General features: G+C 73.8%; 24 protein-coding genes. 22 read left to right on the forward strand and 2 right to left on the reverse strand.

Going from position 1 to position 25248, the window contains the following annotated elements:
• The 13 genes from ABZ567_RS17580 to ABZ567_RS17640 all read left to right on the forward strand — a co-directional run bounded on the left by ABZ567_RS17580 (position 1) and on the right by ABZ567_RS17640 (position 14093).
• On the forward strand, positions 1-666 hold the full coding sequence (locus tag ABZ567_RS17580; protein ID WP_360790351.1) for an amino acid ABC transporter permease: 666 nt from the start codon (positions 1-3) through the stop codon (positions 664-666).
• Positions 663-1586 (forward strand): amino acid ABC transporter permease, encoded by a 924-nt coding sequence (locus ABZ567_RS17585; protein WP_360790354.1) that lies wholly within the window; start codon positions 663-665, stop codon positions 1584-1586. The genes ABZ567_RS17580 and ABZ567_RS17585 overlap by 4 nt, the downstream gene beginning before the upstream one ends.
• A 201-nt stretch (positions 1587-1787) precedes the next feature.
• Complete coding sequence (locus ABZ567_RS17590) at positions 1788-3392, forward strand: molybdopterin-dependent oxidoreductase (RefSeq protein ID WP_360790356.1); 1605 nt, start codon at positions 1788-1790, stop codon at positions 3390-3392.
• Between the two features lie 51 nt (positions 3393-3443).
• A complete protein-coding gene (locus tag ABZ567_RS17595; RefSeq protein ID WP_360790359.1) occupies positions 3444-5678 on the forward strand; it encodes an NB-ARC domain-containing protein in 2235 nt (744 codons plus the stop codon).
• A 280-nt stretch (positions 5679-5958) separates the two neighbouring features.
• A complete protein-coding gene (nadE, locus tag ABZ567_RS17600; RefSeq protein ID WP_360790362.1) occupies positions 5959-6789 on the forward strand; it encodes an ammonia-dependent NAD(+) synthetase in 831 nt (276 codons plus the stop codon).
• 109 nt (positions 6790-6898) lie between these two features.
• Complete coding sequence (locus ABZ567_RS17605) at positions 6899-7288, forward strand: VOC family protein (protein WP_360790365.1); 390 nt, start codon at positions 6899-6901, stop codon at positions 7286-7288.
• A 161-nt stretch (positions 7289-7449) separates the two neighbouring features.
• Positions 7450-8130, forward strand: a complete 681-nt coding sequence (locus ABZ567_RS17610; RefSeq protein ID WP_360790368.1) for an ABC transporter permease — start codon at positions 7450-7452, stop codon at positions 8128-8130.
• Entirely contained in the window at positions 8127-8801 is a 675-nt protein-coding gene (locus ABZ567_RS17615; RefSeq protein ID WP_360790371.1) for an ABC transporter permease, read from the forward strand. The genes ABZ567_RS17610 and ABZ567_RS17615 overlap by 4 nt, the downstream gene beginning before the upstream one ends.
• Positions 8798-9748, forward strand: coding sequence for an ABC transporter substrate-binding protein (locus ABZ567_RS17620; RefSeq protein WP_360790372.1), 951 nt, complete (start codon positions 8798-8800; stop codon positions 9746-9748). The genes ABZ567_RS17615 and ABZ567_RS17620 overlap by 4 nt, the downstream gene beginning before the upstream one ends.
• 135 nt (positions 9749-9883) lie before the next feature.
• Positions 9884-11344: a cellulase family glycosylhydrolase gene (locus ABZ567_RS17625; protein WP_360790375.1), complete on the forward strand. Its 1461-nt coding sequence runs from the start codon at positions 9884-9886 to the stop codon at positions 11342-11344.
• Positions 11345-11453: 109 nt separating this feature from the next.
• Positions 11454-12761, forward strand: coding sequence for an alpha/beta fold hydrolase (locus ABZ567_RS17630; RefSeq protein ID WP_360790378.1), 1308 nt, complete (start codon positions 11454-11456; stop codon positions 12759-12761).
• Between the two features lie 67 nt (positions 12762-12828).
• On the forward strand, positions 12829-13344 hold the full coding sequence (locus ABZ567_RS17635) for a winged helix-turn-helix domain-containing protein (protein WP_360790381.1): 516 nt from the start codon (positions 12829-12831) through the stop codon (positions 13342-13344).
• A complete protein-coding gene (locus ABZ567_RS17640; RefSeq protein WP_360790383.1) occupies positions 13341-14093 on the forward strand; it encodes a PIG-L deacetylase family protein in 753 nt (250 codons plus the stop codon). Before ABZ567_RS17635 ends, ABZ567_RS17640 begins: the two co-directional genes overlap by 4 nt.
• A 15-nt stretch (positions 14094-14108) precedes the next feature.
• Here the strand turns inward: ABZ567_RS17640 and ABZ567_RS17645 are convergent, their stop codons facing one another.
• Both ABZ567_RS17645 and ABZ567_RS17650 read right to left on the reverse strand, forming a co-directional pair.
• Entirely contained in the window at positions 14109-14888 is a 780-nt protein-coding gene (locus tag ABZ567_RS17645) for a VOC family protein (protein ID WP_360790386.1), read from the reverse strand.
• Positions 14889-15072: 184 nt separating this feature from the next.
• The gene (locus ABZ567_RS17650) at positions 15073-16038 is read right to left on the reverse strand and encodes an NAD(P)/FAD-dependent oxidoreductase (protein ID WP_360790389.1); all 966 of its coding nucleotides are present in this window, start codon (positions 16036-16038) and stop codon (positions 15073-15075) included.
• Positions 16039-16105: 67 nt separating this feature from the next.
• Between ABZ567_RS17650 and ABZ567_RS17655 the strand changes: the two genes are divergently transcribed.
• The 9 genes from ABZ567_RS17655 (at position 16106) to ABZ567_RS17695 (ending at position 25203) form a co-directional block, all read left to right on the forward strand.
• A complete protein-coding gene (locus ABZ567_RS17655) occupies positions 16106-16693 on the forward strand; it encodes an XRE family transcriptional regulator (RefSeq protein WP_360790392.1) in 588 nt (195 codons plus the stop codon).
• A gap of 67 nt (positions 16694-16760) precedes the next feature.
• Positions 16761-17729, forward strand: a complete 969-nt coding sequence (locus ABZ567_RS17660) for an NADPH:quinone oxidoreductase family protein (RefSeq protein WP_360790395.1) — start codon at positions 16761-16763, stop codon at positions 17727-17729.
• Positions 17726-18907, forward strand: coding sequence for an acyl-CoA dehydrogenase family protein (locus tag ABZ567_RS17665; RefSeq protein WP_360790398.1), 1182 nt, complete (start codon positions 17726-17728; stop codon positions 18905-18907). Before ABZ567_RS17660 ends, ABZ567_RS17665 begins: the two co-directional genes overlap by 4 nt.
• Positions 18904-20010: an acyl-CoA dehydrogenase family protein gene (locus ABZ567_RS17670; protein WP_360790401.1), complete on the forward strand. Its 1107-nt coding sequence runs from the start codon at positions 18904-18906 to the stop codon at positions 20008-20010. The genes ABZ567_RS17665 and ABZ567_RS17670 overlap by 4 nt, the downstream gene beginning before the upstream one ends.
• A gap of 87 nt (positions 20011-20097) precedes the next feature.
• On the forward strand, positions 20098-21714 hold the full coding sequence (locus ABZ567_RS17675; RefSeq protein ID WP_360790404.1) for an ABC transporter substrate-binding protein: 1617 nt from the start codon (positions 20098-20100) through the stop codon (positions 21712-21714).
• A complete protein-coding gene (locus tag ABZ567_RS17680; RefSeq protein WP_360790407.1) occupies positions 21711-22703 on the forward strand; it encodes an ABC transporter permease in 993 nt (330 codons plus the stop codon). The genes ABZ567_RS17675 and ABZ567_RS17680 overlap by 4 nt, the downstream gene beginning before the upstream one ends.
• Positions 22696-23532 carry an ABC transporter permease gene (locus ABZ567_RS17685; protein ID WP_360790410.1) on the forward strand — a complete coding sequence of 279 codons (837 nt, stop codon included), beginning with the start codon at positions 22696-22698 and terminating at the stop codon, positions 23530-23532. Before ABZ567_RS17680 ends, ABZ567_RS17685 begins: the two co-directional genes overlap by 8 nt.
• Before the next feature lie 29 nt (positions 23533-23561).
• Complete coding sequence (locus ABZ567_RS17690; RefSeq protein WP_360790909.1) at positions 23562-24539, forward strand: ABC transporter ATP-binding protein; 978 nt, start codon at positions 23562-23564, stop codon at positions 24537-24539.
• Positions 24532-25203, forward strand: coding sequence for an ATP-binding cassette domain-containing protein (locus ABZ567_RS17695; protein ID WP_360790413.1), 672 nt, complete (start codon positions 24532-24534; stop codon positions 25201-25203). Before ABZ567_RS17690 ends, ABZ567_RS17695 begins: the two co-directional genes overlap by 8 nt.
• Positions 25204-25248: the final 45 nt, after the last annotated feature.

Below are 25248 nucleotides of genomic sequence, written 5' to 3' on the forward strand. Positions count from 1 at the left end.
GTGTTCGACTTCCTGCACGGGTACGACCTGCTCGGAGCCTTCTGGGTGACGGTGCAGCTCACCGTGTACTCCGCGATCGGCTCCCTGATCTGGGGGACGCTGCTGGCCGCCATGCGGGTCAGCCCCGTCCCCCTGATGCGGGGCTTCGGCACCGTCTACGTCAACATCGTCCGCAACATCCCCCTCACCGTCATCATCGTCTTCACCTCACTCGGCCTCTTCCAGACCCTCGGGGTCAGCATGGGCGCCGACCGCTTCACCACCATCAACTTCCGGCTCGCCGTCCTCGGCTTCATCGCCTACACCAGCGCCTTCGTCTGCGAGGCCATCCGCTCCGGCATCAACACCGTCCCCCTCGGGCAGGTCGAGGCCGCCCGCGCCATCGGGCTGAGCTTCCCCCAGGTCCTGCGGATCATCGTGCTCCCGCAGGCCTTCCGCTCCGTCGTCGGCCCGCTGGCCAACGTCCTCATCGCCCTCACCAAGAACACCACCGTCGCGGCCGCCATCGGCGTCGCCGAAGCCGCCCTGCTGATGCGCGAGATGATCGAGAACGAAGCCCAACTCATCCTCATCTCCGCGATCTTCGCCGTCGGCTTCATCTGCCTCACCCTGCCCACCGGGCTCTTCCTCGGCTGGGTCGCCAAGAAGGCGGCGGTGAGACGGTGAAGACCAGACCGACCGTCCTCTACGACGTCCCCGGCCCCCGCGCCCGGCGGCGCAACCTCCTCTACACCCTGCTGTTCCTCACCGCCCTCGCCGCAGTCGTGTGGTGGGTCACGGTGAGCCTCGCCGACAAGAACCAGCTCGAATGGGCCAAGTGGGCCCCCTTCTTCACGGACGCGCGCGTCTGGGAGACCTACGTCCTGCCCGCCCTCAAGAACACCGTGATCGCCGCCGCCCTCGCCATGGTGATCGCCCTGCCCCTGGGCGCGTTCCTCGGCATCTCACGCCTCTCCGACCACCGTGCCCTCCGGGGCGCCGCCGGCACCGTCGTCGAGTTCTTCCGGGCCATCCCCGTCCTGATCCTCATGCTGTTCGCCAACGCGGCCTACTCCGAGTTCGCCGCCATCAGCCCCGAGACCCGCCCGCTGTACGCCGTCGTCACCGGCCTCGTCCTCTACAACGCGTCCGTCCTCGCCGAGGTCGTCCGGGCCGGCATCCTCGCGCTCCCCACCGGCCAGACCGACGCGGCGAAGGCCATCGGCATGCGCAAGGGCCAGACCATGGCGTACGTGCTCCTCCCGCAGTCCGTCACCGCCATGCTGCCGGCGCTCGTCAGCCAGCTCGTCGTCATCGTCAAGGACACCGCGCTCGGCGGCGCGATGCTCGGCTTCTCCGAACTCCTCGCCTCCGTCCGCCCGCTGAGCGCCAACTACGGCGCCAACACCATCGCCTGCTTCACGGTCGTCGCCGTCATCTTCATCATCCTCAACTTCGCCCTCACCACCTTCGCCTCCTGGCTCGAAGGACGGCTGCGGCGCGGCAAGAAGTCCACCGGCGCGGTCGTCGGAGCCGGCGCCGTCGAGGAACTCGCCACCCCGGGCGAGCACCTGGACGGCCACGACACCCCGCCCCGCACCCGCTGACGCCGCGCTGCCCTGGGCGTCCTGCGACCGTTGCCGCACCCGCTGACGCCGCGCTGCCTTGGGCGTCATCCGACCGCCCCGCACCCGCTGACGCCGCGCCGCCCTGGCGTCCTGCGACCGCGCCGCACCCGCACCCGCCGAAGCTACGCCACCCGGGTGAAGACACCCATCCGGCGACCACCGGGTGCCGAAGTACCCACCATGAAAGCCACCAGGACCACCGGGGCCCCACGGGACACGGACCGCGAGCCCACCCGTACCGACCGGCTCCTCGCCGCGCTGGGCGGCCTCCTCGCCGCGTACGTCTCGCTCGCCGTCGCGGACCTCGTCGCCTCCCGGGTACGACCCGAAGCGGGCCCCGTCCTCGCCATCGGCGACGCCGTCGTCGACCGGACCCCGGCAGCCCTCAAGGACTGGGCGATCCGCACCTTCGGCGAAAGCGACAAGACCGTCCTCCAGCTCGGCATCCTGCTCCTCCTGGCCCTCCTCGCCCTCGGCATCGGGCTGCTCGCGCTCCGCCACCGACGGCTCGGCGCCCTCGCCGTCGCCGCCTTCGGCGTCCTCGGGGCCCTCGCCGCCGTCACCCGCCCCGACTCCGACTCCGCCCTCGACGCCGTGCCCTCCCTCATCGGCGCCGCCGTCGGCGCGGTCCTGCTGTACGCCCTGACCGGCCTGCTCACCACGACACCCCCGAAGGCCGGAGCGACCCGCCCCGACCGGCGGCGCTTCCTGATCGTCGCCGCCTCCACCGGACTCGCCGCGACCGGCGCCGCCGCCCTCGGCAGGACGGTCACCTCCCCGGTGGAGGAGAACGCCGTCGCCTCCCGCGCGGCCGTGCGACTGCCCCGCCCCGCCTCCCCGGCCCCGCCCGTCCCCGCCGGAGCGCAGCTCCGCGTCCCCGGCATCAGCCCCTTCGTCACCCCGAACCGCGACTTCTACCGCGTCGACACCGCGCTCGTCGTCCCCAAGGTCGACGCCGACCGCTGGCGGCTGCGCCTCCACGGCACCGGCGTACGCGGGGAACTCACCCTCACCCTGCGGGAGCTCATGGCCCGCAGGACCGTCGAGCGGGACATCACCCTCGCCTGCGTCTCCAACGAGGTCGGCGGCCCCTACGTCGGCAACGCCCGCTGGCTCGGCATCCCCCTCGCCGAACTGCTCCGCGAGGCCGGCGTCCGCCCGCCCTCCGAGGGCGGCGCCGCAGACCAGCTCGTCGCCCGCTCCGTCGACGGCATGACCATCGGCACCCCCGTCGAGGAGATCATGGACGGCCGTGACGCCCTCCTCGCCTTCGGCATGAACGGCGAGCCCCTGCCTTTCACCCACGGCTTCCCCGTCCGCATGATCGTCCCCGGCCTCTACGGATACGTCTCCGCCTGCAAGTGGATCGAGTCCATCGAGCTCACCACCTTCGACGCCTACGACGCCTACTGGGTCCCGCGCGGCTGGGCCGCCCAGGCCCCCGTGAAGACCCAGTCCCGCATCGACACCCCCCGCCCCTTCGGCCGCCCCGCCACCGGTACCGTCATGGTCGCGGGCGTCGCCTGGGCCCAGCACCGGGGCATCCGGCGCGTCGAGGTACGGATCGACGAAGGCCCCTGGCAGGACGCCCGGCTCGCCGCCGAGGACAGCCGCGACACCTGGCGCCAGTGGACGTACCCCTGGACGGCCACCCCCGGCCGCCACACCCTCACCGTCCGCGCCACCGACGGCACCGGCGCCACCCAGCCCGAACGGCGCACCACCACGATGCCCGACGGCGCGCAGGGGTGGCACTCGGTGGTCGTGACGGTCGAAGGTGCGTAACGAAGCCGTCCTGGAGGCCCGTTCGCGGCCGTCATGAGAGAGACTGCTCCCGTGCGTGGACATCTTCCGGACGAGAACCCCGGTTTCGTGGGACGCCGCACGGAACTGGAGCGGATCTCCGCCGCGTTGGCGGATCACCGCCTCGTCACCGTGACCGGCGTCGGGGGAGTCGGGAAGACCCGGCTCGCGCTGCGCGCCGCGCACCGCGCTGCCGACCACTACCCCGACGGGGTCTGGTGGACCGACCTCACGCCGCTCGACGGCGACCGGCTGCTCGTGGCACTCGTCGCCGACTCCGTCGACCTGTCGGACCACACCCCCGGCATGGCGACCACCGGCCTCTGCCGCCGCCTCGCCGACGACCGGCTGCTGCTCGTCCTCGACTCCTGCGAGCACCTGGCCGAACCGTGCGCCCGGCTCGTCACCGAACTCCTCGCCGCCGCCCCCGGGCTCACCGTCATGGCCACGAGCCGGCTCCCCCTCGGCGTCGCGGGGGAGCGGGTCGTCGACCTCGACCCGCTGCCCCCCTCCGGACGGGACGCCCTTGAACTGCTCCGGCGCGCCACCGGGGAGGACTTCCCCGCGGCCGGCCCCGCCGGTGAGATCTGCGTACGCCTCGAAGGCATCCCGCTCGCCCTGGAACTGGCCGCCGCGCAGATCCGCCTCCAGGGCGCCGAAGCCGTACGCGACCAGCTCGGCACCCGCTTCGACGCCCCGCCCGGCGCCCGCTTCGACCTGCTCGTGCACCCCGAGCGGGTGTGGCCGAGCCGCCACCAGACCCTGCGCTCCGCCATCGGCTGGAGCCACGAACTGAGCGCACCGCTCGAACGGCTCCTCTGGGCCCGCCTCTCCGTCTTCCGGGGCCCCTTCGACCTCGCGTCGGCGACCGCCGTGTGCGCCGGCGGCCCGCTGAACCGGGCGACCCTGCCGGACGCGCTCGCCGGGCTCGTCCGCGCCTGCGTCGTACGCCCCCCGGACGCAGGCGGGCGACACCGGATGCTGGACACGATCCGCGCGTACGGGGCGACCTGGCTGGACCGCACCGGGGAGACCGGGGCCGTCGCCGCCCGGCACGCCGCCCACTTCCGCGGTCTGGCCCGCCGGGCGGAGAGCGATTGGCACGGCGCCCGCCAGCTGCGCTGGTACCGGACCGTCGACGCCCACCACACCGACCTGCGCACCGCCCTGGACCGGCTGCTGCGCACCGACCCCGACGCCGCCCTCGACCTCGTCGGCTCCGTCGCCTTCGCATGGTCCTGCCGGGGCCGCCTGCGCGAAGCCCGCGACGGCCTCGAACAGGCCCTCCTCCTCAGCGAGGCCCGCGGCCGCGTCCGGGCCCGCGCCCTGTGGGCACTCGGCGTCACCCTCGTCCTCCAGGGCGAGTTCGGCCCCGCCCAGGACGTCAGCGAACGCTGCGCCCGCGAGGCCCGGTACGCGGAACACACCGAGAGCACGGAACGGGAGCCCGGGCGCGCACGGGACGCCGTGCGGTCGGACGACGAGGACGGCGAGCGGCCGGGGAGCGGCGGTACGGGGCGGTGGGGGTACGAGGACGGTGACCGGTCGGGGAGCGGCGGCCCCGCGCGGTGGGTGGACGGGGACGGTGACCGCTCGGGGACCGGCGGCCCGGGGCGACCCGGTGAACTGACGCTCGACGCCGCCGCCCTCGCCGGGCTCCTCGCCCTGACCACCGGCCGGCCGATGGCCGCGTACGTCATCGTGGGCCACGTCCTCGCCGCCGCCCGGGGCGGCCCCGGCGACTCCGCCGCCCGGCTCCGCTGCCACCTGGTGCGGGTCTTCGCCCTCACCGGCCTCGGCCGGCTCGCCGAGGCCCGGGAGCGGGCCCTCGCCCTGCGCGCCCTGTGCGAGGGACTCGACGAGCACTGGACCCGGACCGCCCTGGAGTACCAGCTGGCCCTCACCGGCCTCCTGGAGGGCGCCCCGGCCACCGCGGCGGGCCACGCCCGCGCCATGCTGGAAGGCACCCGCCGCCTCGGGGCGAGCCTCGGCGTGGCCCTCGGTCTCGACGTGCTCGCCACCGCCCTCGCGGCGGCCGGCGACGGCGAGCGGGCCGCCGACGTGTCCGGCACCGGGGAGGCCTACTGGCGTGCCACGGGCCAGCCCCGGCGCGGACTGCCGGGCCTGCGGGCGCTGCGGGAGAAGTACACGGACACCGTCCGCGCCACCATCGGCGAGCCCGCGTACGAGGAGATCTTCGTGCGCGCCCTCACCGGTCCTCCGCAGGACGGCCTCGACCGGGCGCTCCGCGGGCCCCGGCAGGCCTGAGGGCCGTCCAGGGCGGCGCGGGGACCGACGGCCGGGGGCCGGGGTGCGGCACCGGGCGCCGGCGAGGTCCCGCTCGCGCGCGCGTGGAACCGCCCCGCCACGAGGCGGCGTGTCCGGGAACGGAGGCCCCCCGCCGGGACCAGCAGGCCAGGACGACGGCGCCGGGCCCCGGTGCGTAGAGTCGACCCCGTAGACCCGACGGCGCGCGGCCCCGGCACCCACGGGCGGAGCACCGCACACCGCCGAGCCGCCGCCGACCGAACCTGACGAGGAGACCCCCGTGACCGACCCGGCGTCCACCGCCCTCCAGCAGCAGATCGCCCGGGACCTCCAGGTCTCCGAGACCTTCGACCCGAAGGCGGAGATCGAGCGCCGGGTGGCGTTCCTCGCCGAGCGACTCACCTCCACCGGTCTGCGGTGCCTCGTGCTCGGCATCAGCGGAGGCGTCGACTCCACGACCGCCGGCCGGCTCTGCCAGCTCGCCGTGGAGCGGGCCCGCGCCGCCGGTCACGACGCCACCTTCTACGCGATGCGCCTGCCGTACGGCGTCCAGGCCGACGAGAAGGACGCGCAGACCGCCCTGGGCTTCATCCGGGCCGACCAGGTCCTCACCGTGGACGTCAAGGCGGCGAGCGACGCGGCCCTCGAGGCCTGCGTCGCCGGCGGGGTGGCCTTCCGCGACGCCCGCCACCAGGACTTCGTGCAGGGCAACATCAAGGCACGCCAGCGGATGATCGCCCAGTACGCGGTCGCCGGAGCCCAGGACGGTCTCGTCGTCGGCACCGACCACGCCGCGGAGGCCGTCTCCGGCTTCTTCACCAAGTTCGGCGACGGCGCCGCCGACGTCGTCCCGCTCACCGGCCTCACCAAGCGCCGCGTCCGCGCGGTCGCCGCCGAGCTCGGCGCCCCGGGCGAGCTGGTGTGGAAGGTCCCCACGGCCGACCTGGAGACCCTGGACCCGGGCAAGCCCGACGAGGACGCGCTCGGCGTCACGTACGACGACATCGACGACTTCCTGGAGGGCAAGCCGGTCGCGGCCGCCGCCTTCGCCTCGATCGTGCGCCGCTACGAGCTCACCGAGCACAAGCGTCAGCTGCCGATCGCGCCCTGAGCGCACCGCGACGGGCACGGACTCCGCCGCCCGACGGGCGGCGGAGTCCGGCCGGTCGGCGGATCCTGGAAGGGGTGCCTCGGATCAGGCCCCCGGAAGGGAGCACGTCATGTTCGGCGAAACCTCCGCATTCAGCGGCTTCTCGGTCGACGACCTCGACGCCGCCCGGCGCTTCTACGGCAAGACCCTCGGCCTGACGGTGGAGGAGGAGGGGGAGGGGGACATGCGGATGCTCTTCCTCACCCTGGCCGGGGGGACCCGGATCTTCGTCTACCCCAAGGACGACCACACCCCCGCCACCTTCACGATCCTCAACTTCGAGGTCGACGACATCGACGGGGCCGTCGACGAGCTGACCGGTCGCGGAGTGACCCTGGAGCGCTATCCGGACTTCGAGACCGACGACAAGGGCGTCATGAGGGTCGAGGGCGGACCGGCCATCGCCTGGTTCACGGACCCGGCGGGCAACGTCCTCTCGGTGCTCCAGGACCACAACTGACCGCATCACGGCTGACCGGACCACGGCAGACCTCATACTGCTGACCACGTCACGGCCGGCTGGTCACAGCTGACCGCGTCACAGCCGACCGCGTCACGGCCCGCCGACCCGAACGGACCGGCCCAGGTGCGCGGCAGCCCCGTACCGCCTCGAATGGGAGGGTGATCGCGCCGCCCGACGACTGCCTCGCCCGCAACGAGTGGATCTGCGGCGCCTACCTGTCCACCCGGAGCGAGATCCTCACCGACGCCGTCGTCCAGCACGTCCAGCTGACCGGCGTCTCCGTCGCCCTCGGCCTGCTCATCGCCCTGCCCCTCGCGGCCGGCGCCCGCCGCTGGCGCTGGGCTGCGGGCCCGGTCCTCGGGGTCACCACGCTCCTGTACACGATTCCGGCGCTCGCGATGTTCTCGTTGCTCCTGCCCGTGTACGGCCTGTCCGCCGCCCTGGTCGTGGCCGGCCTCGTCCTGTACTCCCTCACCCTCCTCGTCCGGAACATCCTCGCCGGGCTCCGCGCGGTCCCCGAGGAGACCCGGCAGGCGGCGCGCGGCCTCGGGTACGGGCCGGTCCGGCTCCTCCTCGCCGTCGAGCTGCCGCTCGCCCTGCCCGCCGCCATGGCCGGCCTGAGGATCGCCGCCGTCTCCGCCGTCTCCCTCGTCACCATCGGCGCGATCGTCGGCCACGGCGGCCTCGGCAACCTGATCTACGCGGGGATGAACACCTACTTCAAGGCCCAGGTCCTCACCGCCTCCGTGCTCTGCGTCCTCATCGCCGTCGCCGCCGACCTGCTCCTCATCGGCGCCCAGCGCCTGCTCACCCCCTGGACCCGGGGGCGGGCGGCATGACCACCCTCTCCGCCACCTGGTCCTGGTTGACCACTGCCGCGCACTGGTCCGGCGAGAACGGCGTCTGGCACCGTCTCGGCGAGCACCTCCTCCTCACCGTCGTCTCGCTGGTCATCAGCTGCGCGATCGCCCTGCCGGTGGCCCTCGTCCTCGGGCATCTCGGCAAGGGCGGCGCGCTCGCGGTGAACGTCTCCAACGCCGGCCGGGCCGTCCCCACCTTCGCGGTCCTCGTGCTGCTGCTCCTCAGCCCGATCGGCTCGTACGGCGACTGGCCGACGATCATCGCCCTCGTCCTGTTCGCCGTGCCCCCGCTGCTGACCAACGCGTACGTGGGGATCCGGGGCGTCGACGCCGATGTCGTACGGGCCGCCCGGGGCATGGGCATGACGGGTGGTCAGACCCTGGCCCGGGTCGAACTGCCGCTCGCGCTGCCCCTGGTCCTCACCGGCGTACGGATCGCCTCCGTCCAGCTCGTCGCCACCGCCACCGTGGCCGCCCTCGCCGGCGGGGGCGGGCTCGGCCGGATCATCACCGCCGGGTTCAACCTCGCCTCCACCCCGCAGGTCGTCGCCGGCGCCTGCCTCGTCGCGGGGCTCGCGCTCCTCGTGGAGGGCGTCTTCGAGGCCGTCCGGCGTCTGGTGCCCGACGGGGCGCGGGGGAGGGGCGCGTGAGACGGCCGCGGGGCCTCCTGGCGGCCGTCTGCCTCCTCGTGGGCGCCACCGGCTGTGCCGCGGGTCCGTCCCTGGAGGACCGGGACGCGGTGACGGTCCCGCCGGGCGACAGCCGGCGGCTGACCGTCGGCTCGGCCGGGTTCACCGAGAGCGACCTGCTCGCCCAGATGTACGCCCTGCTGCTCCAGGAGGCCGGATACCGGACGAAGATCCTCTCCGTCACCAACCGCGAGCTGTACGAACCCGCCCTGGAGCAGGGTCAGATCGATGTCGTACCGGAGTACGCGGCTACCTTCGCGGACTGGCTGAACGCCAAGGTCAACGGGGCGGACGCGCCGACCGTCGGCTCGCCCGACCTGGGCGCGACCATGACCGCGCTCCGCGCGCTGGCGGGGCCGCGCGGGCTCACCGTCCTGGACGCGGGCCGTGCCGTCGACCAGAACGCCTTCGCGGTGACCGCCGCGTTCGCCGCCGAGCACCGGCTGAAGACCCTCAGCGACCTCGGTGCCACCGGTCTCCCCGTCCGGCTCGCGGCCGGGGACGAATGCGTCAGACGGCCGTACTGCGCACCCGGTCTTGAGGAGGTCTACGGCATCGACGTGACCGCCGTGGACCCCAAGGGCGTCGGCACCACCCCGGCCAAGCAGGCCGTCCAGAACGGCCAGGACCAGTTGGTGCTCACCACGACCACCGATGCCACGCTCGACGACTTCGGGCTCGTCCTGCTCGCCGACGACAAGCACCTGCAGAACGCCGATCACATCGTCCCCGTCGTGAACCGCGCCCGGGCCGGGAACGAGAGCGTCACGCGGGCCCTTGCCCGCCTCAACACGGTCCTGACCACGGCCGACCTGGCCCACCTCAACGAACAGGTGGACAGCTGGCGTCGCCTCCCGGAGGACGTCGCACGGAACTACCTCGTGGACCGGGGCCTGGTCGCGCGCTGAGCGCACCCGGACGTCTCGTCAGCCCGCTGAACAGCGTCTCTTGTCATGGCCCTTGCAGGGCGGTCGGCGGCCCTGCTATTCATCCGTTAGGAAAGTTTCCTTCCAGTTCGCGTTCATCGTTCCGTGGAGACCCCCATGACTTCGGCACGATCCGTACGACCCCGCCTCCGACGCCTCGGCGTCGCCGGAACCGCCCTCGCCGCTCTGCTCCTCGGCCTCGCCACGGCCCCGCCCACCGCGAGCGCCGCCCCCGTCACCCACGAGGCCGAGACGGCCACCGTCTCCCGGGGCCTCGTCGAGTCCAACCACGCCGGGTACACCGGCGGCGGATTCGTCAACTACGACAACGCCATCGGCAGTCACGTCCAGTGGAACGTCGACGCGGCCCAGGCGGGCCCCGCGACCCTCACCCTGCGCTACGCCAACGGCACCACCACCGACCGCCCCATGGACATCGCCGTCAACGGCACCGTCGCCGCATCCGGCACGTCCTTCGCCGGCACCGGCGCCTGGTCCAGCTGGGCCACCACCACCGTCAGCACTACCCTCAAGGCAGGCGCCAACACCGTCCGCGCCACCGCCACCACCGCCAACGGCGGCCCCAACGTCGACCACCTCACCGTCGACCAGGCCACCACCCCGCCGCCCACCGCCACTACCCCGGCCGCGGTCAACGGCCGGCTCAAGGTCTGCGGCACCAAGCTCTGCAACCGCCACGGCAAGCCGATCCAGCTGCGCGGCATGTCCAGCCACGGCACCCAGTGGTACGGCCAGTGCCTGACCAGCGGGTCGCTCGACGCCCTCGCGAAGGACTGGAACGCCGACGTCCTGCGCGTCTCCACCTACGTCCAGGAGGACGGCTACGAGACCGACCCCCGCAAGTACACCGACCTCGCCCACTCCCTCATCGAGCAGGCCACCGCACGCGGGATGTACGTGATCGTCGACTGGCACATGCTCGACCCGGGCGACCCCCACCACAACCTCGCCCGCGCCAAGACCTTCTTCACCGAGATCGCCCAGCGCCACAACGCCAAGACCAACCTGCTCTACGAGATCGCCAACGAGCCCAGCGGCGTCGCCTGGTCCCGGATCAAGAGCTACGCCGAGGAGCTCATCCCGGTCATCCGCGCCAAGGACGCCGAGACCCCCGTCCTCGTCGGCACGCGCGCCTGGTCCTCGTTCGGCGTCTCCGAGGGGGCGAACGAGTCCGAGGTCGTGTCCAACCCGGTGAACGCCACGAACATCATGTACACCTTCCACTTCTACGCCTCCTCGCACCGGGACGAGTACCTGGCCACCCTCTCCCGCGCCGCCGACAAGCTGCCCGTCTTCGTCACCGAGTTCGGCACCCAGAACTACGCCGGCGAGGGCACGAACGACTTCGCCATGACCCAGAGGTACCTCGACCTCATGGCCGCCAAGAAGATCAGCTGGGTCAACTGGAACTACTCCGACGACCACCGCAGCGGCGCCGTCTTCAAGGAGGGCACCTGCGCCGCCGGCGGACCCTGGGCGGGCACCGGCTCCCTGAAGCCCGCCGGCGTCTGGATCCGCGACCGCGTCAGGACGGCGGACGACTTCCCCACCTCCTGACCCCGGCCCGCTGACACTCCGGAGCCGCCGAGGCTCCCCGCCCCCGGTACGCCCCCGCCGTGTGATCCACTGTCCTCGCGGGGGCGTACCGAACAGGAGCAGGAACAGCGTGACCACCTACCGGCAGCCGGGACTCGTCCTCACCGACCACCGCTTCCCCGTCCCCCTCGACCACTCCCGTCCCGACGGCGAGCGCATCGAGGTCTTCGGCCGAGAGGTCGTCGCGAGCGGGAACGCCGGCACGAGCCGGGAGCGGCTCCCCTGGCTGGTCTACCTGGAGGGCGGGCCCGGCTTCGGCGCCCGCCGCTTCATCGGCCCGCAGGCCTGGCTCGGCCGGGCCGTCGAGGAGTTCCGCGTCCTCCTCCTCGACCAGCGGGGCACCGGCCGCTCCACCCCGGCCAACCGCCAGACCCTGCCGCTGCGGGGCACCCCCGCCGAGCAGGCCGAGTACCTCACCCACTTCCGCGCCGACTCCATCGTCAGGGACTGCGAGATCATCCGACGACGGCTCACCGGCGGCGCCCCCTGGACCGTCCTCGGCCAGAGCTTCGGCGGGTTCTGCGCCACCCACTACCTGTCCACCGCCCCCGAGGGCCTGGAACGGGTTCTCGTCACCGGCGGCCTGCCCTCCCTGTACGCCACCGCCGACGAGGTCTACCGCGCCGCCTTCCCCCGTATCCGGCGCAAGAACGAAGCCCACTTCGCCCGCTACCCGCAGGACGCCGAACGGGCCCGCGCCGTCGCCGCCCACCTCCTCGACCACGAGGTCACCCTCCCCGGCGGAGGCGTCCTCACCCCCGAGGCCTTCCAGTCCCTCGGCATCCTCCTCGGCTCGGGCGACGGAACCCACCAGCTCCACCTGCTCCTGGAAGGAGCGTTCGTCCCCACCCCCGGCGGACCCGCCCTCGCCGACGCCTTCCTGGAACAGGTCCAGGGCCACCTGTCGTACGCCGGCCACCCGCTGTACGCCGTGCTCCACGAGGCCATCTACGCCCAGGGGCAGGACCCCACCGACTGGGCCGCCGAACGCGTCCGCGCCGAGCACCCCGAGTTCGACGCCCGTGCCGCGCTCGCCGAGGGCGAACCGTTCCTCTTCACCGGCGAGACCGTCCACCCCTGGCACTTCACCACCGACCCCGCCCTGCGCCCGCTCCGCGAGACCGCCGAACTGCTCGCCGCCCGCACCGACTGGACCCCGCTCTACGACCCCGAGCGCCTGGCCGCCAACCGGGTCCCCGTCGCCGCCGCCGTCTACCACGACGACATGTACGTGGACACCGCCCACTCCCTCGAAACCGCGCGCACGGTACGAGGCCTGCGGACCTGGGTCACCGACGAGTTCGAGCACGACGGGGTGCGGGCGGGCGGGCCGCGCGTCCTCGACCGGCTGCTCGCCCTCAGCCGGGGCGAGATCTGACCCCTCCCGCGTAGGATGCGGCGCGCCCTCGACGCACCGAGGCGCGCTGCCGGCGCGAGGGGAACGGGTGACGGGACGTGAGGCACCGGCGTCCGGCCGGGAGCTGAAGTTCCGGGCCCTCATGGCCGAACCGCGGCGCGGCATCCTCGACGGCACCTGGCCGCCCGGCAGCAGACTGCCCACCGAGCGCGCCCTCGCCACCGAGACCGGCCTGTCGGTGACGACCGTCCGCCGCGCCTACGAGGACCTCGTCGCCCCCGGCCTCGTCGCGCGCACCGACGCGCCCACCGCCGCGCCCGTCGAGTCCGGTTTCGCCCGTGCCGTCACCGACCTCGGGCTGTCCGGGGCACCGGCGTACGAGCGGGACGTGATGGCTCGCTGGGACCCCGACCGCGCCGATCTGGCCCTCGCCGGGCTGCGGGACGCCGGAGTCACCCGGCGCCCGGCCGAGGGCGAGGCCGGCCCCGCTGCACCAGGTCCAACCGCGCCCCCGGCTCTGGTCAGGGCCTCCTGCGGCGGCGTACGCGGTACGGACCGCGCCCGCCCGACGGTCGTGGAGGCGACCCGTATCCTGCGTCCATGATCGAAACCGATGCCGTGGACCTCGCGGAGATGCCCGACGACTGGCAGCGCGCCCTCGCCGTCGTCGCCCACCCCGACGACCTGGAGTACGGCTGCGCGGCCGCCGTCGCCGCCTGGACGGACGCCGGCAAGGAGGTCGTGTACGTCCTCGCCACCCGGGGCGAGGCCGGAATCGACACCCTCGCGCCCGACGTCTGCGGGCCGCTGCGCGAGCGGGAGCAGCGGGAGAGCGCGGCGGTCGTCGGCGTGGACACGGTCGAGTTCCTCGACCACCGCGACGGAGTGATCGAGTACGGGCTCGGACTGCGCCGCGACATCACCGCCGCGATCCGCCGCCACCGCCCGGAACTCGTCGTCACCCTCAACCACCGCGACACCTGGGGCGGCGGCCCCGGCGCGCCCTGGAACACCCCCGACCACCTGGCCGTCGGCCGCGCCACCCTCGACGCGGCGGCCGACGCCGGCAACCGCTGGATCTTCCCCGAACTCGCCGACCAGGACCTGGAGCCCTGGACCGGCGTCCGCTGGGTCGCGGTCGCGGCCTCCAGCACCCCCACCCACGCGGTCGACGCGACCCCCGGCCTCGACCGCGCGATCCGCTCCCTCCTCTGCCACCGCGCCTACATCGAGGCCCTGACGGACGAGACCCCGGAGACGTACGTCCGCGACTTCCTCACCACGACGACCGCCCGGGCCTCGGCCCGCTTCGGCGCCCGCCCGGCGGTGACGTTCGAACTCTTCGCCCGCTGACGCGGTACGGCCCCGTCAGCCCACCGGTGCCGGCTTGAGTACCGCGAAGTTGGCTCCGAAGGGGTCGGCCAGCCAGGCGATGCGGCCGACGTCCGGGATGTCGGCCGGGGGCATGAGGACCGATCCGCCGTCGGCCTGGGTGGAGGTGGTGGTCGCGTCGGGGTCCTCGACCGCGAAGTACGGGATCCAGCGCGGGTTCCCGCTGGCGTCCTGGAGTTCGGCGGCGCCGCCGAAGGAGGCGTCCTGCTGGTCTCCGTCGGCGGTGGAGACGACCCGGTACGTCATGCCGGGCGCCTCCATCTCCGTCCACCGCCAGCCGAACAGGGTGCGGTAGAAGCCGAGGACGGTCTCCGGGTCGGGGACGTGCAGTTCCGCCCAGACCAGGGTGTTGGTCGACGAGGTCCGCTCGAGGCCCTGCACACCGCCGGGCTGCCAGATCGCGAACTGGGCGCCGGCGGGGTCGGTGAGGGCGGCCATCCGCCCCGCGTCCATGACGTCGAAGGCCGCGAGGCGCACGGTGCCGCCCGCCGCCTCCGCGGCCCGCTGGGTGGCGTCCGCGTCCGGGGTCTGGAAGTACACCGTCCAGGCGCTGTGCGCGCCCTCCTCGGTGAGCGGGCCCAGCGCGGCGACCGTGCGGCCCTCCTGCTGGAAGAAGCCGTAGCCCCCGGCGTCGGGTCCCGCCGAGCGGAACTCCCAGCCGAGGACGGCGCCGTAGAACGCCGCCGCCACCTCCGTGTCGGGGCTGCCGAGGTCGAGCCAGTTGGGGGAGCCCTTGGTGAACCGCGTACCGAGCATGGAGGTGTCCTGTCCTTCCGTCGTCCGCGGCCGGGGCCGCGCGCCGCACCCGCCGACCGGGGCCGGTCGTCCCGGGGGAGCCGTACGAGCCGTCGGAGCCGTGCCTGACGACCCCTCCGGCTTTCGGCCACCCTGACCGATCCTCGCCCCTCGGCCCGTACGGCGCAGCCCCAGCCGTCGGGGTTCATCCGACCGGCCGACCGGCCACCTTCGCCTCCAGGTCCGCGAAGACCAGCTCGCCGTGGAGGGCGGCGCCGGCCCGGTAGCCGCGGCTCACCGCGTTGACCACCTGCTCCGTCGGCCCCGTCACGTTCCCCGCCGCCCACACGCCGGGCACGCTCGTGCGGCCCGTCTCGTCCACCACCGCGAACTCCCCGAACGGCGTGGCGCGCAGCTCCGCGCCGAGCCGCCGCAGCACCCCGTCGCGGGCCGCGAGCCGCGCAGCCCCGGCGAAGAGGACCGAGCGGGCCACCGTCCGCCCGTCGGCGAGCCGCACCCCCGTCAGCCGGTCGTCCTCCACCACGAGCCCCGCCACCTCACCCCGCTCTACGCGGACGCCGGCCGCGTCGAGGAGGGCCGCGTCGTGCTCCGACAGCTCACCCGCGGTGTGGAGGAAGAGCGTCACGTCCTTCGACCAGTGGGCGACCATGAGCGCCTGGTGCGCGGGCATCGCCGGGTGGGCCATCACCCCGAAGGGCTCGTCGCGGACCTCCCAGCCGTGGCAGAACGGGCAGTGCAGCACGTCCCGCCCCCACCGCTCGGCGAGCCCGTCGATCGCGGGCAGTTCGTCGACGAGGCCGGTGGTGACGACGAGCCGCCGGGCGCCGACGGCGTCCCCGTCCGCCAGGGTGAGGGTGAAGCCGCCCCGTCCGTCCGGCGCCGCGCCCGTCACCTCACCGGCCCGCCACTCGACCCCGTACCGGGCGATCTCGGCCCACCCGGCCGCCAGGTAGTCCGTCGGGCTCATGCCGTCCCGGGACAGGACGCCCTGCATGTGCGCGGCGGGGGCGTTGCGCGGTTCGCCCGCGTCGACGACCAGGGTCCGCCGCAGGGAGCGGCCGAGGATCAGGGCGGCGCTGAGCCCGGCCGCGCCCCCGCCGACCACCACGGCCTCGTACCCGTCGGTGCTGTTGTCCAGGTGTGCGTTCATGGGACGAGAGTCGCTCGGACCTGAGGGTTACGGCAAACAGACTTGCCGTTTCTGCAACACTGGACGCATGACCGAAGACGACCGCATCGACGAAGTCCTGAACGACGTCGGCCCCCGCCTCCGCCGCGTCCGCCGTGACCGCGGGGTGACCTTGGCCGAGCTCTCCGCCGCCACCGGCATCTCCGTGAGCACCCTGTCCCGTCTGGAGTCCGGGCAGCGCAGGCCCAGCCTCGAACTCCTCCTGCCGCTCGCCCGCGCCCATCAGGTCCCCCTCGACGAACTGGTCGGCGCCCCCGCGACAGGCGACCCCCGGGTCCGCTCCAAGCCGATCGTGCGCCACGGCCGCACGATGTTCCCGCTGACCCGGCAGCCCGGCGGCCTCCAGGCCTACAAGGTGATCCAGGAGAAGCCGACGGAGTCGCCGGAGCCGCGCGTCCACGAGGGCTACGAGTGGCTGTACGTGCTCTCGGGCAGGCTCCGGCTGGTCCTCGGCGAGCACGACGTCGTCCTCACGGCCGGCGAGGCGGCCGAGTTCGACACCCGCGTCCCGCACTGGTTCGGGCCGACGGAGGACGGGCCGGTGGAGTTCCTCAGCCTCTTCGGCCCGCAGGGGGAGCGGATGCACGTACGGGCCCGTCCGAAGAAGTCCGGCTGACCCGTTCCCCCGAGTGCAAGCGACCGCTTAGTATGCACCGACCGCTCGGTACGGAGGAGGCTTCCGGATGCAGGCATGGCGTGTGTACGAGAACGGGGAACCGGGCGCGGTGATGCGCCGCGAGGAGGTGACACCGCCCACGCCCGGCGACGGCCAGGTCCTGCTCAAGGTCCGCGCCGCGAACGTCAACTTCCCCGACGCGCTGCTCTGCCGCGGCCACTACCAGGTGCGGCCCCCGCTGCCCTTCACCCCCGGCGTGGAGGTCTGCGCCGAGACCGAGGACGGCCGCAGGGTCCTCACCACCGCCGCCCTCCCGCACGGCGGCTTCGCCGACTACGTGCTCGCCGACGCCGCCGGACTGCTCCCGGCCCCCGAGTCGCTCGACGACGCCGAGGCCGCCGCGCTCCACATCGGCTACCAGACCGGCTGGTTCGGCCTCCACCGCCGGGCCGGTCTCAGGGAGGGCGAGACCCTCCTGGTCCACGCCGCCGCCGGAGGCGTCGGCAGCGCGGCCGTCCAGCTCGGCAAGGCGGCCGGCGCCACCGTCATCGGGGTCGCCGGCGGACCCGAGAAGGCCGCCGTCGCCCGCGCGCTCGGCTGCGACGTGGTCGTCGACCGGCGTTCCGAGGACGTCGTCGCCGCCGTCAAGGCCGCCACCGGCGGCCGTGGCGCCGACGTGATCTACGACCCGGTGGGCGGCGACGCCTACCAGCAGTCCGCGAAGTGCGTCGCCTTCGAGGGGCGCATCGTCGTCGTCGGCTTCGCGAGCGGCACCGTCCCCGCCCCCGCCCTCAACCACGCCCTGGTGAAGAACTACTCGGTCCTCGGTCTCCACTGGGGTCTGTACGCGGTGAAGGACCCCGCCGCGATCGGGCGCTGTCACGAGACCCTCACGTCCTACGCGGCCAAGGGCCTGATCAAGCCGCTCATCGGCGAACGCGTCCCCTTCGCCGGCGCGGCCGACGCCGTCCAGCGCGTCGCCGACGGCACCACCACGGGCCGCCTCGTGGTCCTCCCGGAAGGAGCCCGCGCATGACCCGAGCCGATGAACTCCGCGCCCTCACACGGAAGCTCCTCCAGGAGCACCCGCCCGCCACCACCGACCGCACCGAGTTCCTGCGCGCCCGCTTCGACGCCGGACTCGCCTGGGTGCACTACCCGGTCGGCCTCGGCGGACTCGACGCGCCCCGCCCGCTCCAGGCCGTCGTCGACGCCGAACTCGCCGCCGCGGGCGCCCCCGACAACGACCCGCGCAAGATCGGCATCGGCCTCGGCATGGCCGCCCCCACCGTCCTCGCCCACGGCTCCGACGAGGTCAGGCAGCGCTTCCTGCGCCCGCTCTGGGTCGGGGAGGAGGTGTGGTGCCAGCTCTTCAGCGAGCCCGGCGCTGGCTCCGACCTCGCCGCCCTCGCCACCCGGGCCGTCCGGGACGGCGACGACTGGGTGGTCGACGGGCAGAAGGTGTGGACGTCCAGCGCCCACACCGCCCGCTGGGCCATCCTCATCGCCCGCACGGACCCGGACGCGCCCAAGCACCGGGGCATCACCTACTTCGTCTGCGACATGACGGATCCCGGCGTGGAGGTCAGGCCGCTGCGCCAGATCACCGGCGAGGCCGAGTTCAACGAGGTCTTCCTCACCGGGGTCCGCATCCCCGACGCCCACCGCCTCGGCGAGGTCGGCGACGGCTGGCGGGTCGCCCAGACCACCCTCATGAACGAGCGGGTCTCCATCGGCGGAGCCCGTATCCCCCGCGAGGGCGGAATGATCGGGAAGATCGCCACGACCTGGCGCGAGCGGCCGGAGCTGCGCACCCACGACCTGCACCGGCGCCTCCTCGACCACTGGGTCGACGCCGAGGTGGCCAGGCTCGCGGGGGAGCGGCTCCGGCAGCAGCTCGTCGCGGGCCGGCCCGGCCCCGAGGGCAGTGCGATGAAGCTGGCCTTCGCCCGCCTCAACCAGGCCATCAGCGGTCTGGAGGTCGAACTCCTCGGCGACGAGGGTCTGTTGTACGGCGAGTGGGAGATGCGCCGCCCCGAACTCGTGGACTTCACCGGCCGCGACGCCGGCTACCGCTATCTGCGGTCCAAGGGCAACTCGATCGAGGGCGGCACCAGCGAGGTGCTGCTCAACATCGTCGCCGAGCGGGTCCTGGGCCTGCCGCCCGAGCCCCGTAACGACAAGGACGTCGCCTGGAAGGACCTCGCCCGATGACCGACGTGACGGAACCGACGGAACAGCCGCTCGACCTCCTCTACTCCGAGACCGAGGACGACCTGCGGGCCGCCGTGCGCGCCCTGCTCGCCGACCGGGCCGGCCACCAGACCCTCCTCGGCCGGATCGAGACGGACAGCCCGTACGTCCCCGGCCTGTGGAAGTCCCTCGCCGCCGACATCGGCGCCGCCGGCCTGCTCGTCCCCGAGAAGCTCGGCGGCCAGGGCGCCAGTCACCGCGAGGCCGCCGTGGTCCTGGAGGAGCTCGGCCGCGCGGTGACCCCACTGCCGTACCTCACGAGCGCGGTGGTGGCCACCGAGACCCTGCTCGCCCTCGCCGGGGAGAGCGAGGCGGCGGCCGAACTGCTCGCGGACCTGGCGAGCGGCCGCACGGTCGCGGTCCTCGCCGTACCGCTCTCCACCGCACCGGACACCGAGCCGCCGGTCGCAGCCGCCACGGCCGGGGTCGCCGACGCCGCCGCGGCCGACGTGTTCCTCGTTCCCCGCGCCGACGGGCTGTACGCCGTCCCCGCCGCGCAGGCCTCGGTCGAGCCGCAGACCCCGCTGGACCTCACCCGGCCGTTGGCCCGGGTGACCACCCCGGCCGGGAGCGGCACCCGGCTCGCGGGTCCCGAAGCGGGCCGCGCCGCGGCCCGGCGCGGGCTCCTCGCCGGGGCGGGCCTCCTCGCCTCCGAGCAACTCGGCCTTGCCGAGTGGTGCCTGGAGGAGACCGTCCGCCACACCCGTGAGCGCCACCAGTTCAACCGGCCGGTCGGCTCCTTCCAGGCCCTGAAGCACCGCATGGCCCAGCTTTGGCTGGACCTGGTCGGCGCCAGGGCGGCGGCGAGAGCTGCCGCGGACGCCCTCGCCACCGGCAGTGAGGACGCCCCGCTGATCGTGGCCGTCGCCCAGGCGTACTGCTCGAAGGTGGCCGTCCGGGCCGCCGAGGAGTGCGTCCAACTGCACGGCGGAATCGGGATGACCTGGGAGCACCCCGCGCATCTGGTGCTCAAGCGGGCGAAGTCCGACCAGATCGCCCTGGGGTCGGCCGGCCGGCATCAGGACGCGATCGCCGCTCTGGTCGGCCTGGCGCCGCCTTTGTAAGGGGCCCCCGTGTCCACACCCCTTTACATGCTGTTTAATTGCAAGCCGTTCGCAATAACAGTTGATCTTCAAAGAGGTGTGGACACGATGACCGCCCGATCCCTCCGCGGCACGGCCGCCGCGACACTCGCGGGGGCCCTGGCCCTCACCGCGGCGGCCTGCACGAACCCCGGCTCCCCTGCCGGGGGCTCCGGCGGACCCAAGGATTCCGCGGTCGTCGGCATCGCCTACGAGCCCGAGACCCTCAGCCCCCTCCTCGGATACGGCAAGGACGGCAACTCCAAGATCTTCGACGGGCTCCTCGCCTTCGACGCCGACATGAGGCTGAAGCCGGCGCTCGCCGCCGCGCTGCCCCGCATCGGCGACGGCGGCCTCACCTACACGTACACCCTCCGCGAAGGAGTCACCTTCAGCGACGGTGCCCCCTTCACCGCGAAGGACGTCGTCTTCACCTACCGGACGATCCTCGACCCGAAGACGAACAACGCCTCCCGCACCGAGCTCGACGCCCTCAAGAGCGTCGAGGCGGTCGGCGACGACACCGTCGTCTTCCGGCTCAAGTACCCGTACGCCCCCTTCGCCGAGCGCACCGTCCACGCCATCGCCCCCGAGCACGTCGCCGCGAAGCAGGACGTCAACACCGGCGCCTTCACCACCAGGCCGATAGGCACCGGCCCGTACGTCCTCACCGGCTGGTCCAAGGGCGAGAAGCTCAGCTTCGCGGCCAACCCGACCTACTGGAACGGCGCGCCGCAGGTGAAGAAGTTCACCATGGCGATCATCAAGGACGACGACGTCCGCGCCACCCGGCTGCGCGCCGGCGACCTCGACGGCGCGGTCCTGCCGCCCAACCTCGCCGCCGGCTTCAAGAGCGACAAGGCGAAGAAGACCTGGGCGGCCACGACCTACGACTACCGCACGGTCACCCTCCCCACCCACCACCGGGTGACCGGCGACACCGCCGTCCGCCGCGCCCTCGACATCGCCGTCGACCGCCGGGCCATGGTCGACAAGATCCTCGAAGGGGCCGGAAAGCCCGCCTACGGACCGGTGCCCACCGACAGCCCCTGGTTCACCAAGGGCACCGAACGCCGCCACGACCTCGCCGGCGCGCGGAAGATCCTCGACGAGGCCGGCTGGAAGCCCGGCCCCGACGGCATCCGCGTCAGGAACGGCGTCCGCGCCGCCTTCCCGCTCTGGTACCTCTCCGGCGACAAGCTCCGCCAGGACCACGCCCTCGCCTATGTCTCCGACGCCAAGAAGGCCGGCATCGACATCACGGCCCAGGCCGGCACCTGGGAGGTCATCGAGCCCCGGATGAAGACCGACGCCGTCCTCGCGGGCGGCGGTTCGCCCGGCGACCCCGACTTCGACCAGTACCTGCTCCTCAAGTCCTCCCTCGGCGGCGACGGCTTCAACAACATGGCCTGGTACGACAACAAGACCGTCGACCGCGCCCTGGAGGCCGGCCGCCGCACGAACGACCCCGCCCAGCGCCGCGCCGCGTACGACACCGTCCAGCGGGAACTGGTGAAGAACCCCGGCTACACCTTCCTCACCCACATCGACCACCTCTACGTCGTCGCCGACGCCTGGGACGGGCCGAGCACCCAGGTCGAGCCGCACGACCACGGCCTCGCCTCCGGCCCCTGGTGGAACGTCCAGAGCTGGAAGCCCAAGCAGGCCGGAGCGGTGCGGAAGTGAAGCGCCGCCTCCCCTGGGGGGCCATGGCCCGGATGACGGGACGGCGGCTCCTCGCCGCCGTCCCCGTCCTCCTCGGCGTCACCTTCGCGGTGTTCGCCGTCGCCGAAGCCTCCCCCTTCGACCCCGTCAAGGCCTACGCGGGCACCGCGGGCCTCACCGCCTCGCAGGAGAACCTCGACCAGCTCCGCGCCAACCTCGGCGCCGACCGCCCCCTCCTCACCCGCTGGTGGGAATGGCTCACCTCCGCCCTCGGAGGAGACCTCGGCGACTCCTCCGTCATGCGCCGGCCCGTCGCCGAGGTCATCGGGGAACGCCTCGGCTGGTCCGTCCTCCTCGCCGTCACCGCCTTCCTCGTCGCCATCGCCCTCGGCACCCTCCTCGGCGTCCTCGCGGGCCGCCGCCGCGGCGGCCTCCTCGACCGGGCCGTCAGCTCCGTCGCGTACACCCTGGAAGCCGCCCCCGCCTTCTGGCTCGGCCTTCTCGCCATCTGGTTCTTCGCCCTGGAGCTGGGCGTCCTGCCGGCCGGCGGCCTCACCGACACCGCGAGCGACACCGTCACCCTCGACCAGGTCGCCCACCACCTCGTCCTGCCCGCGCTCGTCCTCGGCGTCTCCCAGCTGCCCTGGTTCTTCCTGTACGTCCGCCAGGGCGTCGGCGACGCCCTCGACGAGGACCCCGTGCGCGGCGCCCGCGCCCGCGGCCTGAGCGAACGCACCGTGCTCACCGGCCACGCCCTCCGCTCCGGAATGCTGCCCATGCTCACCCTCGTCGGATCCCGCGTCCCCGAGCTCATCACCGGCGCCCTGCTCGTGGAGACCGTCTTCAGCTGGCCCGGCATCGCCGCCGCCACCGTCACGGCCGCCACCTCCGTGGACTTCCCGCTGCTCGCCGCGCTCACCGTGCTCGCGACCGCGGCCGTCCTCCTCGGCAACCTGCTCTCCGACCTGCTGTACGGACTCGCCGACCCGAGGGTGGGCTTCGATGGCTGACCCGCGCACCCACCGCCTGCGACTCTGGAGCTCCGCCCTGATCGTCGGCGTCGTCCTCCTCGCCGTGCTGCTCGTGCCGCCGCTCGTCCAGCTCGACGAACAGGCCGTCGACCTCTCGCGCAAGCTCCTCCCGCCGTCCCCCGACCACCCCTTCGGCACCGACGACCTCGGCCGTGACCTCCTCCTGCGCTGCGTCTACGGCCTGCGGATCTCCCTCCTCGTCGGACTCGTCGCCGCGCTCGTCGCCACCGTCGTCGGCACCGCCGTCGGAGCGGCCGCCGGAGCGCTCGGCGGCTGGGCCGACCGCTGCCTCATGCGGCTCGTCGACGCCTTCTCCTCCGTACCGCACCTGCTGCTCGGCATCTTCGTCGTGGCGCTCTTCCGGCCCGGCGTCTGGCCCGTCATCGCCTCCGTCGCCGTCACCCACTGGCTGTCCACCGCCCGCATCGTGCGCTCCGAGGTCCTCTCCCTGCGTACCCGCCCCTACGTCGACGCCGCCGTCTCCGGAGGCGCCTCGCGCCGGCGCGTCACCGTCCGTCATCTGCTGCCCGCCGTCCTGCCGCAGGCCGGGCTCGCCGCCGTCCTGATGGTCCCGCACGCCATGTGGCACGAGTCCGCGCTGTCCTTCCTCGGCCTCGGCCTGCCCAGCCACCAGGCCAGCCTCGGCAACCTCGTGCAGAACGCGCGCTCCTCGCTGCTCGCGGGGGACTGGTGGCCCACCCTCTTCCCCGGCCTCCTCCTCATCGTCCCGACCCTCGCCATCGCGGGCCTCGCGGGCGTGTGGCGGGACCGGCTGAATCCGCGCCGCCGATCGGAGCTGATGCTGTGAACGCCCCCCTCGCGCCGCAGGGCAGGGTCCTGCGCGCCCTCGACGCCGTCACCGCCGAACGGGCCGGGGACGCCGTCCTCAGCGTCCGCGACCTCACCGTCCGCTTCCGGCTGAGCGGCGGCCGGTCCGTCGCCGCCGTGACCGGCGCCGACTTCGACCTCGCCGCCGGGGAGTGCCTCGCCCTCGTCGGCGAGAGCGGCTGCGGCAAGTCCGTCCTCGCCTCCGCCCTCCTCGGGCTCCTTCCCGGCAACGCCGAGACCTCCGGTACGGCGTGGCTGGACGGCACCGACCTGCTCGCCGCCGACGAGAAGACCCTCGCCCGGACCGTACGGGGCCGCCGCGTCGGCCTCGTACCGCAGAGCCCCGCCGCCCACCTCACCCCCGTCCGTACCGTACGGTCCCAGCTGGAGGAGACCGTGCGTGCCCTCACCGGCACCTCCCGCCGTGCCCGGCGGAAGGCCGCGGAGGACGCCGCCGAACGGGCCGCCTTCCCCGCCGGGCACCTCGACCGCTACCCCCACGAACTCTCCGGCGGCCTCGCCCAGCGCGCCGCCACCGCCCTCGCCCTCATCGGCGACGCCCCCCTGCTGCTCGCCGACGAACCCACCACCGGCCTCGACCGCGACCTCGTCGACCGCACCGTGGACGAACTGCGGCGCCACGCCGACGACGGCCGCGGCCTGCTCCTCATCACCCACGACCTCGCCGCCGCCGAACGCATCGCCGACCGCGTCGCCGTCATGTACGCGGGCCGCATCGTGGAGATCACCCCGGCCCCCCGCTTCTTCGGCCCCACAGGACCCCGCCACCCCTACGCCCGCGGGCTCCTCGACGCCCTCCCCGACCGGGCGTTCACCCCGATCCCCGGCATGCCCCCGGAACTCTCCGCGCTGCCCGAGGGCTGCGCCTTCGCCCCGCGCTGTCCCCGCGCCACCGAACTCTGCGCCACCCCGCCCGCCGTCACCGCCGGCGTGGCCTGCCACCACCCGGAGCACCCCCGTGCTTGAACTCGACGACGTCACCGCCGGATACGACCGCCGCACCCCCGTCTTCCGGGGCGCCTCGCTCACCGTCGCCCCCGGCGAGTCCGTCGGCCTGCTCGGCCCCAGCGGCTGCGGCAAGTCCACCCTCGCCCGTGTCGCCGCCCTCCTCCACCGCCCCGAGACGGGCCGCCTCGTCCTCGACGGGATTGAGGTCCGGGCCTGGCGCCACCGGGCCCCGCGCGCACTGCGCACCGCCGTCGGCGTCGTCTTCCAGCAGCCCCGCACCGCCGCCGACCCGCGCCTCACCCTCGCCGACCTGATCGCCGAACCGCTGCGCGCCACCGGCCGCCGCGCCGAGGCCGCCGACCGGGTCGCCGAACTCGCCCCGGCCGTCGGACTCACCGGCGACCTGCTCACCCGCCGCCCCCACGAGGTCAGTGACGGCCAGCTCCAACGCGCTTGCCTCGCCCGCGCGTTGACCCTGCGCCCGCGCTGGCTGATCTGCGACGAGATGACCGCGATGCTCGACGCCTCCACCACGGCCGCCCTGGTCGCCGCCGTCGAGACGTACCGCGCCGACACCGGCGCCGGTCTCCTCGCCGTCGGCCACGACCGCGTCCTCCTGACCCGCTGGTGCGACCGTACGGTGGAGTGGAAGGACTGCCTGCCCGGGACCGCCCGCGACTGAGTCCGGCCCAACCTCACCCGTATGGGCGCCCCGCCATACGCCCGG

This window comes from Streptomyces sp. NPDC016459, from assembly GCF_040632845.1.
GTDB lineage: Bacteria > Actinomycetota > Actinomycetes > Streptomycetales > Streptomycetaceae > Streptomyces.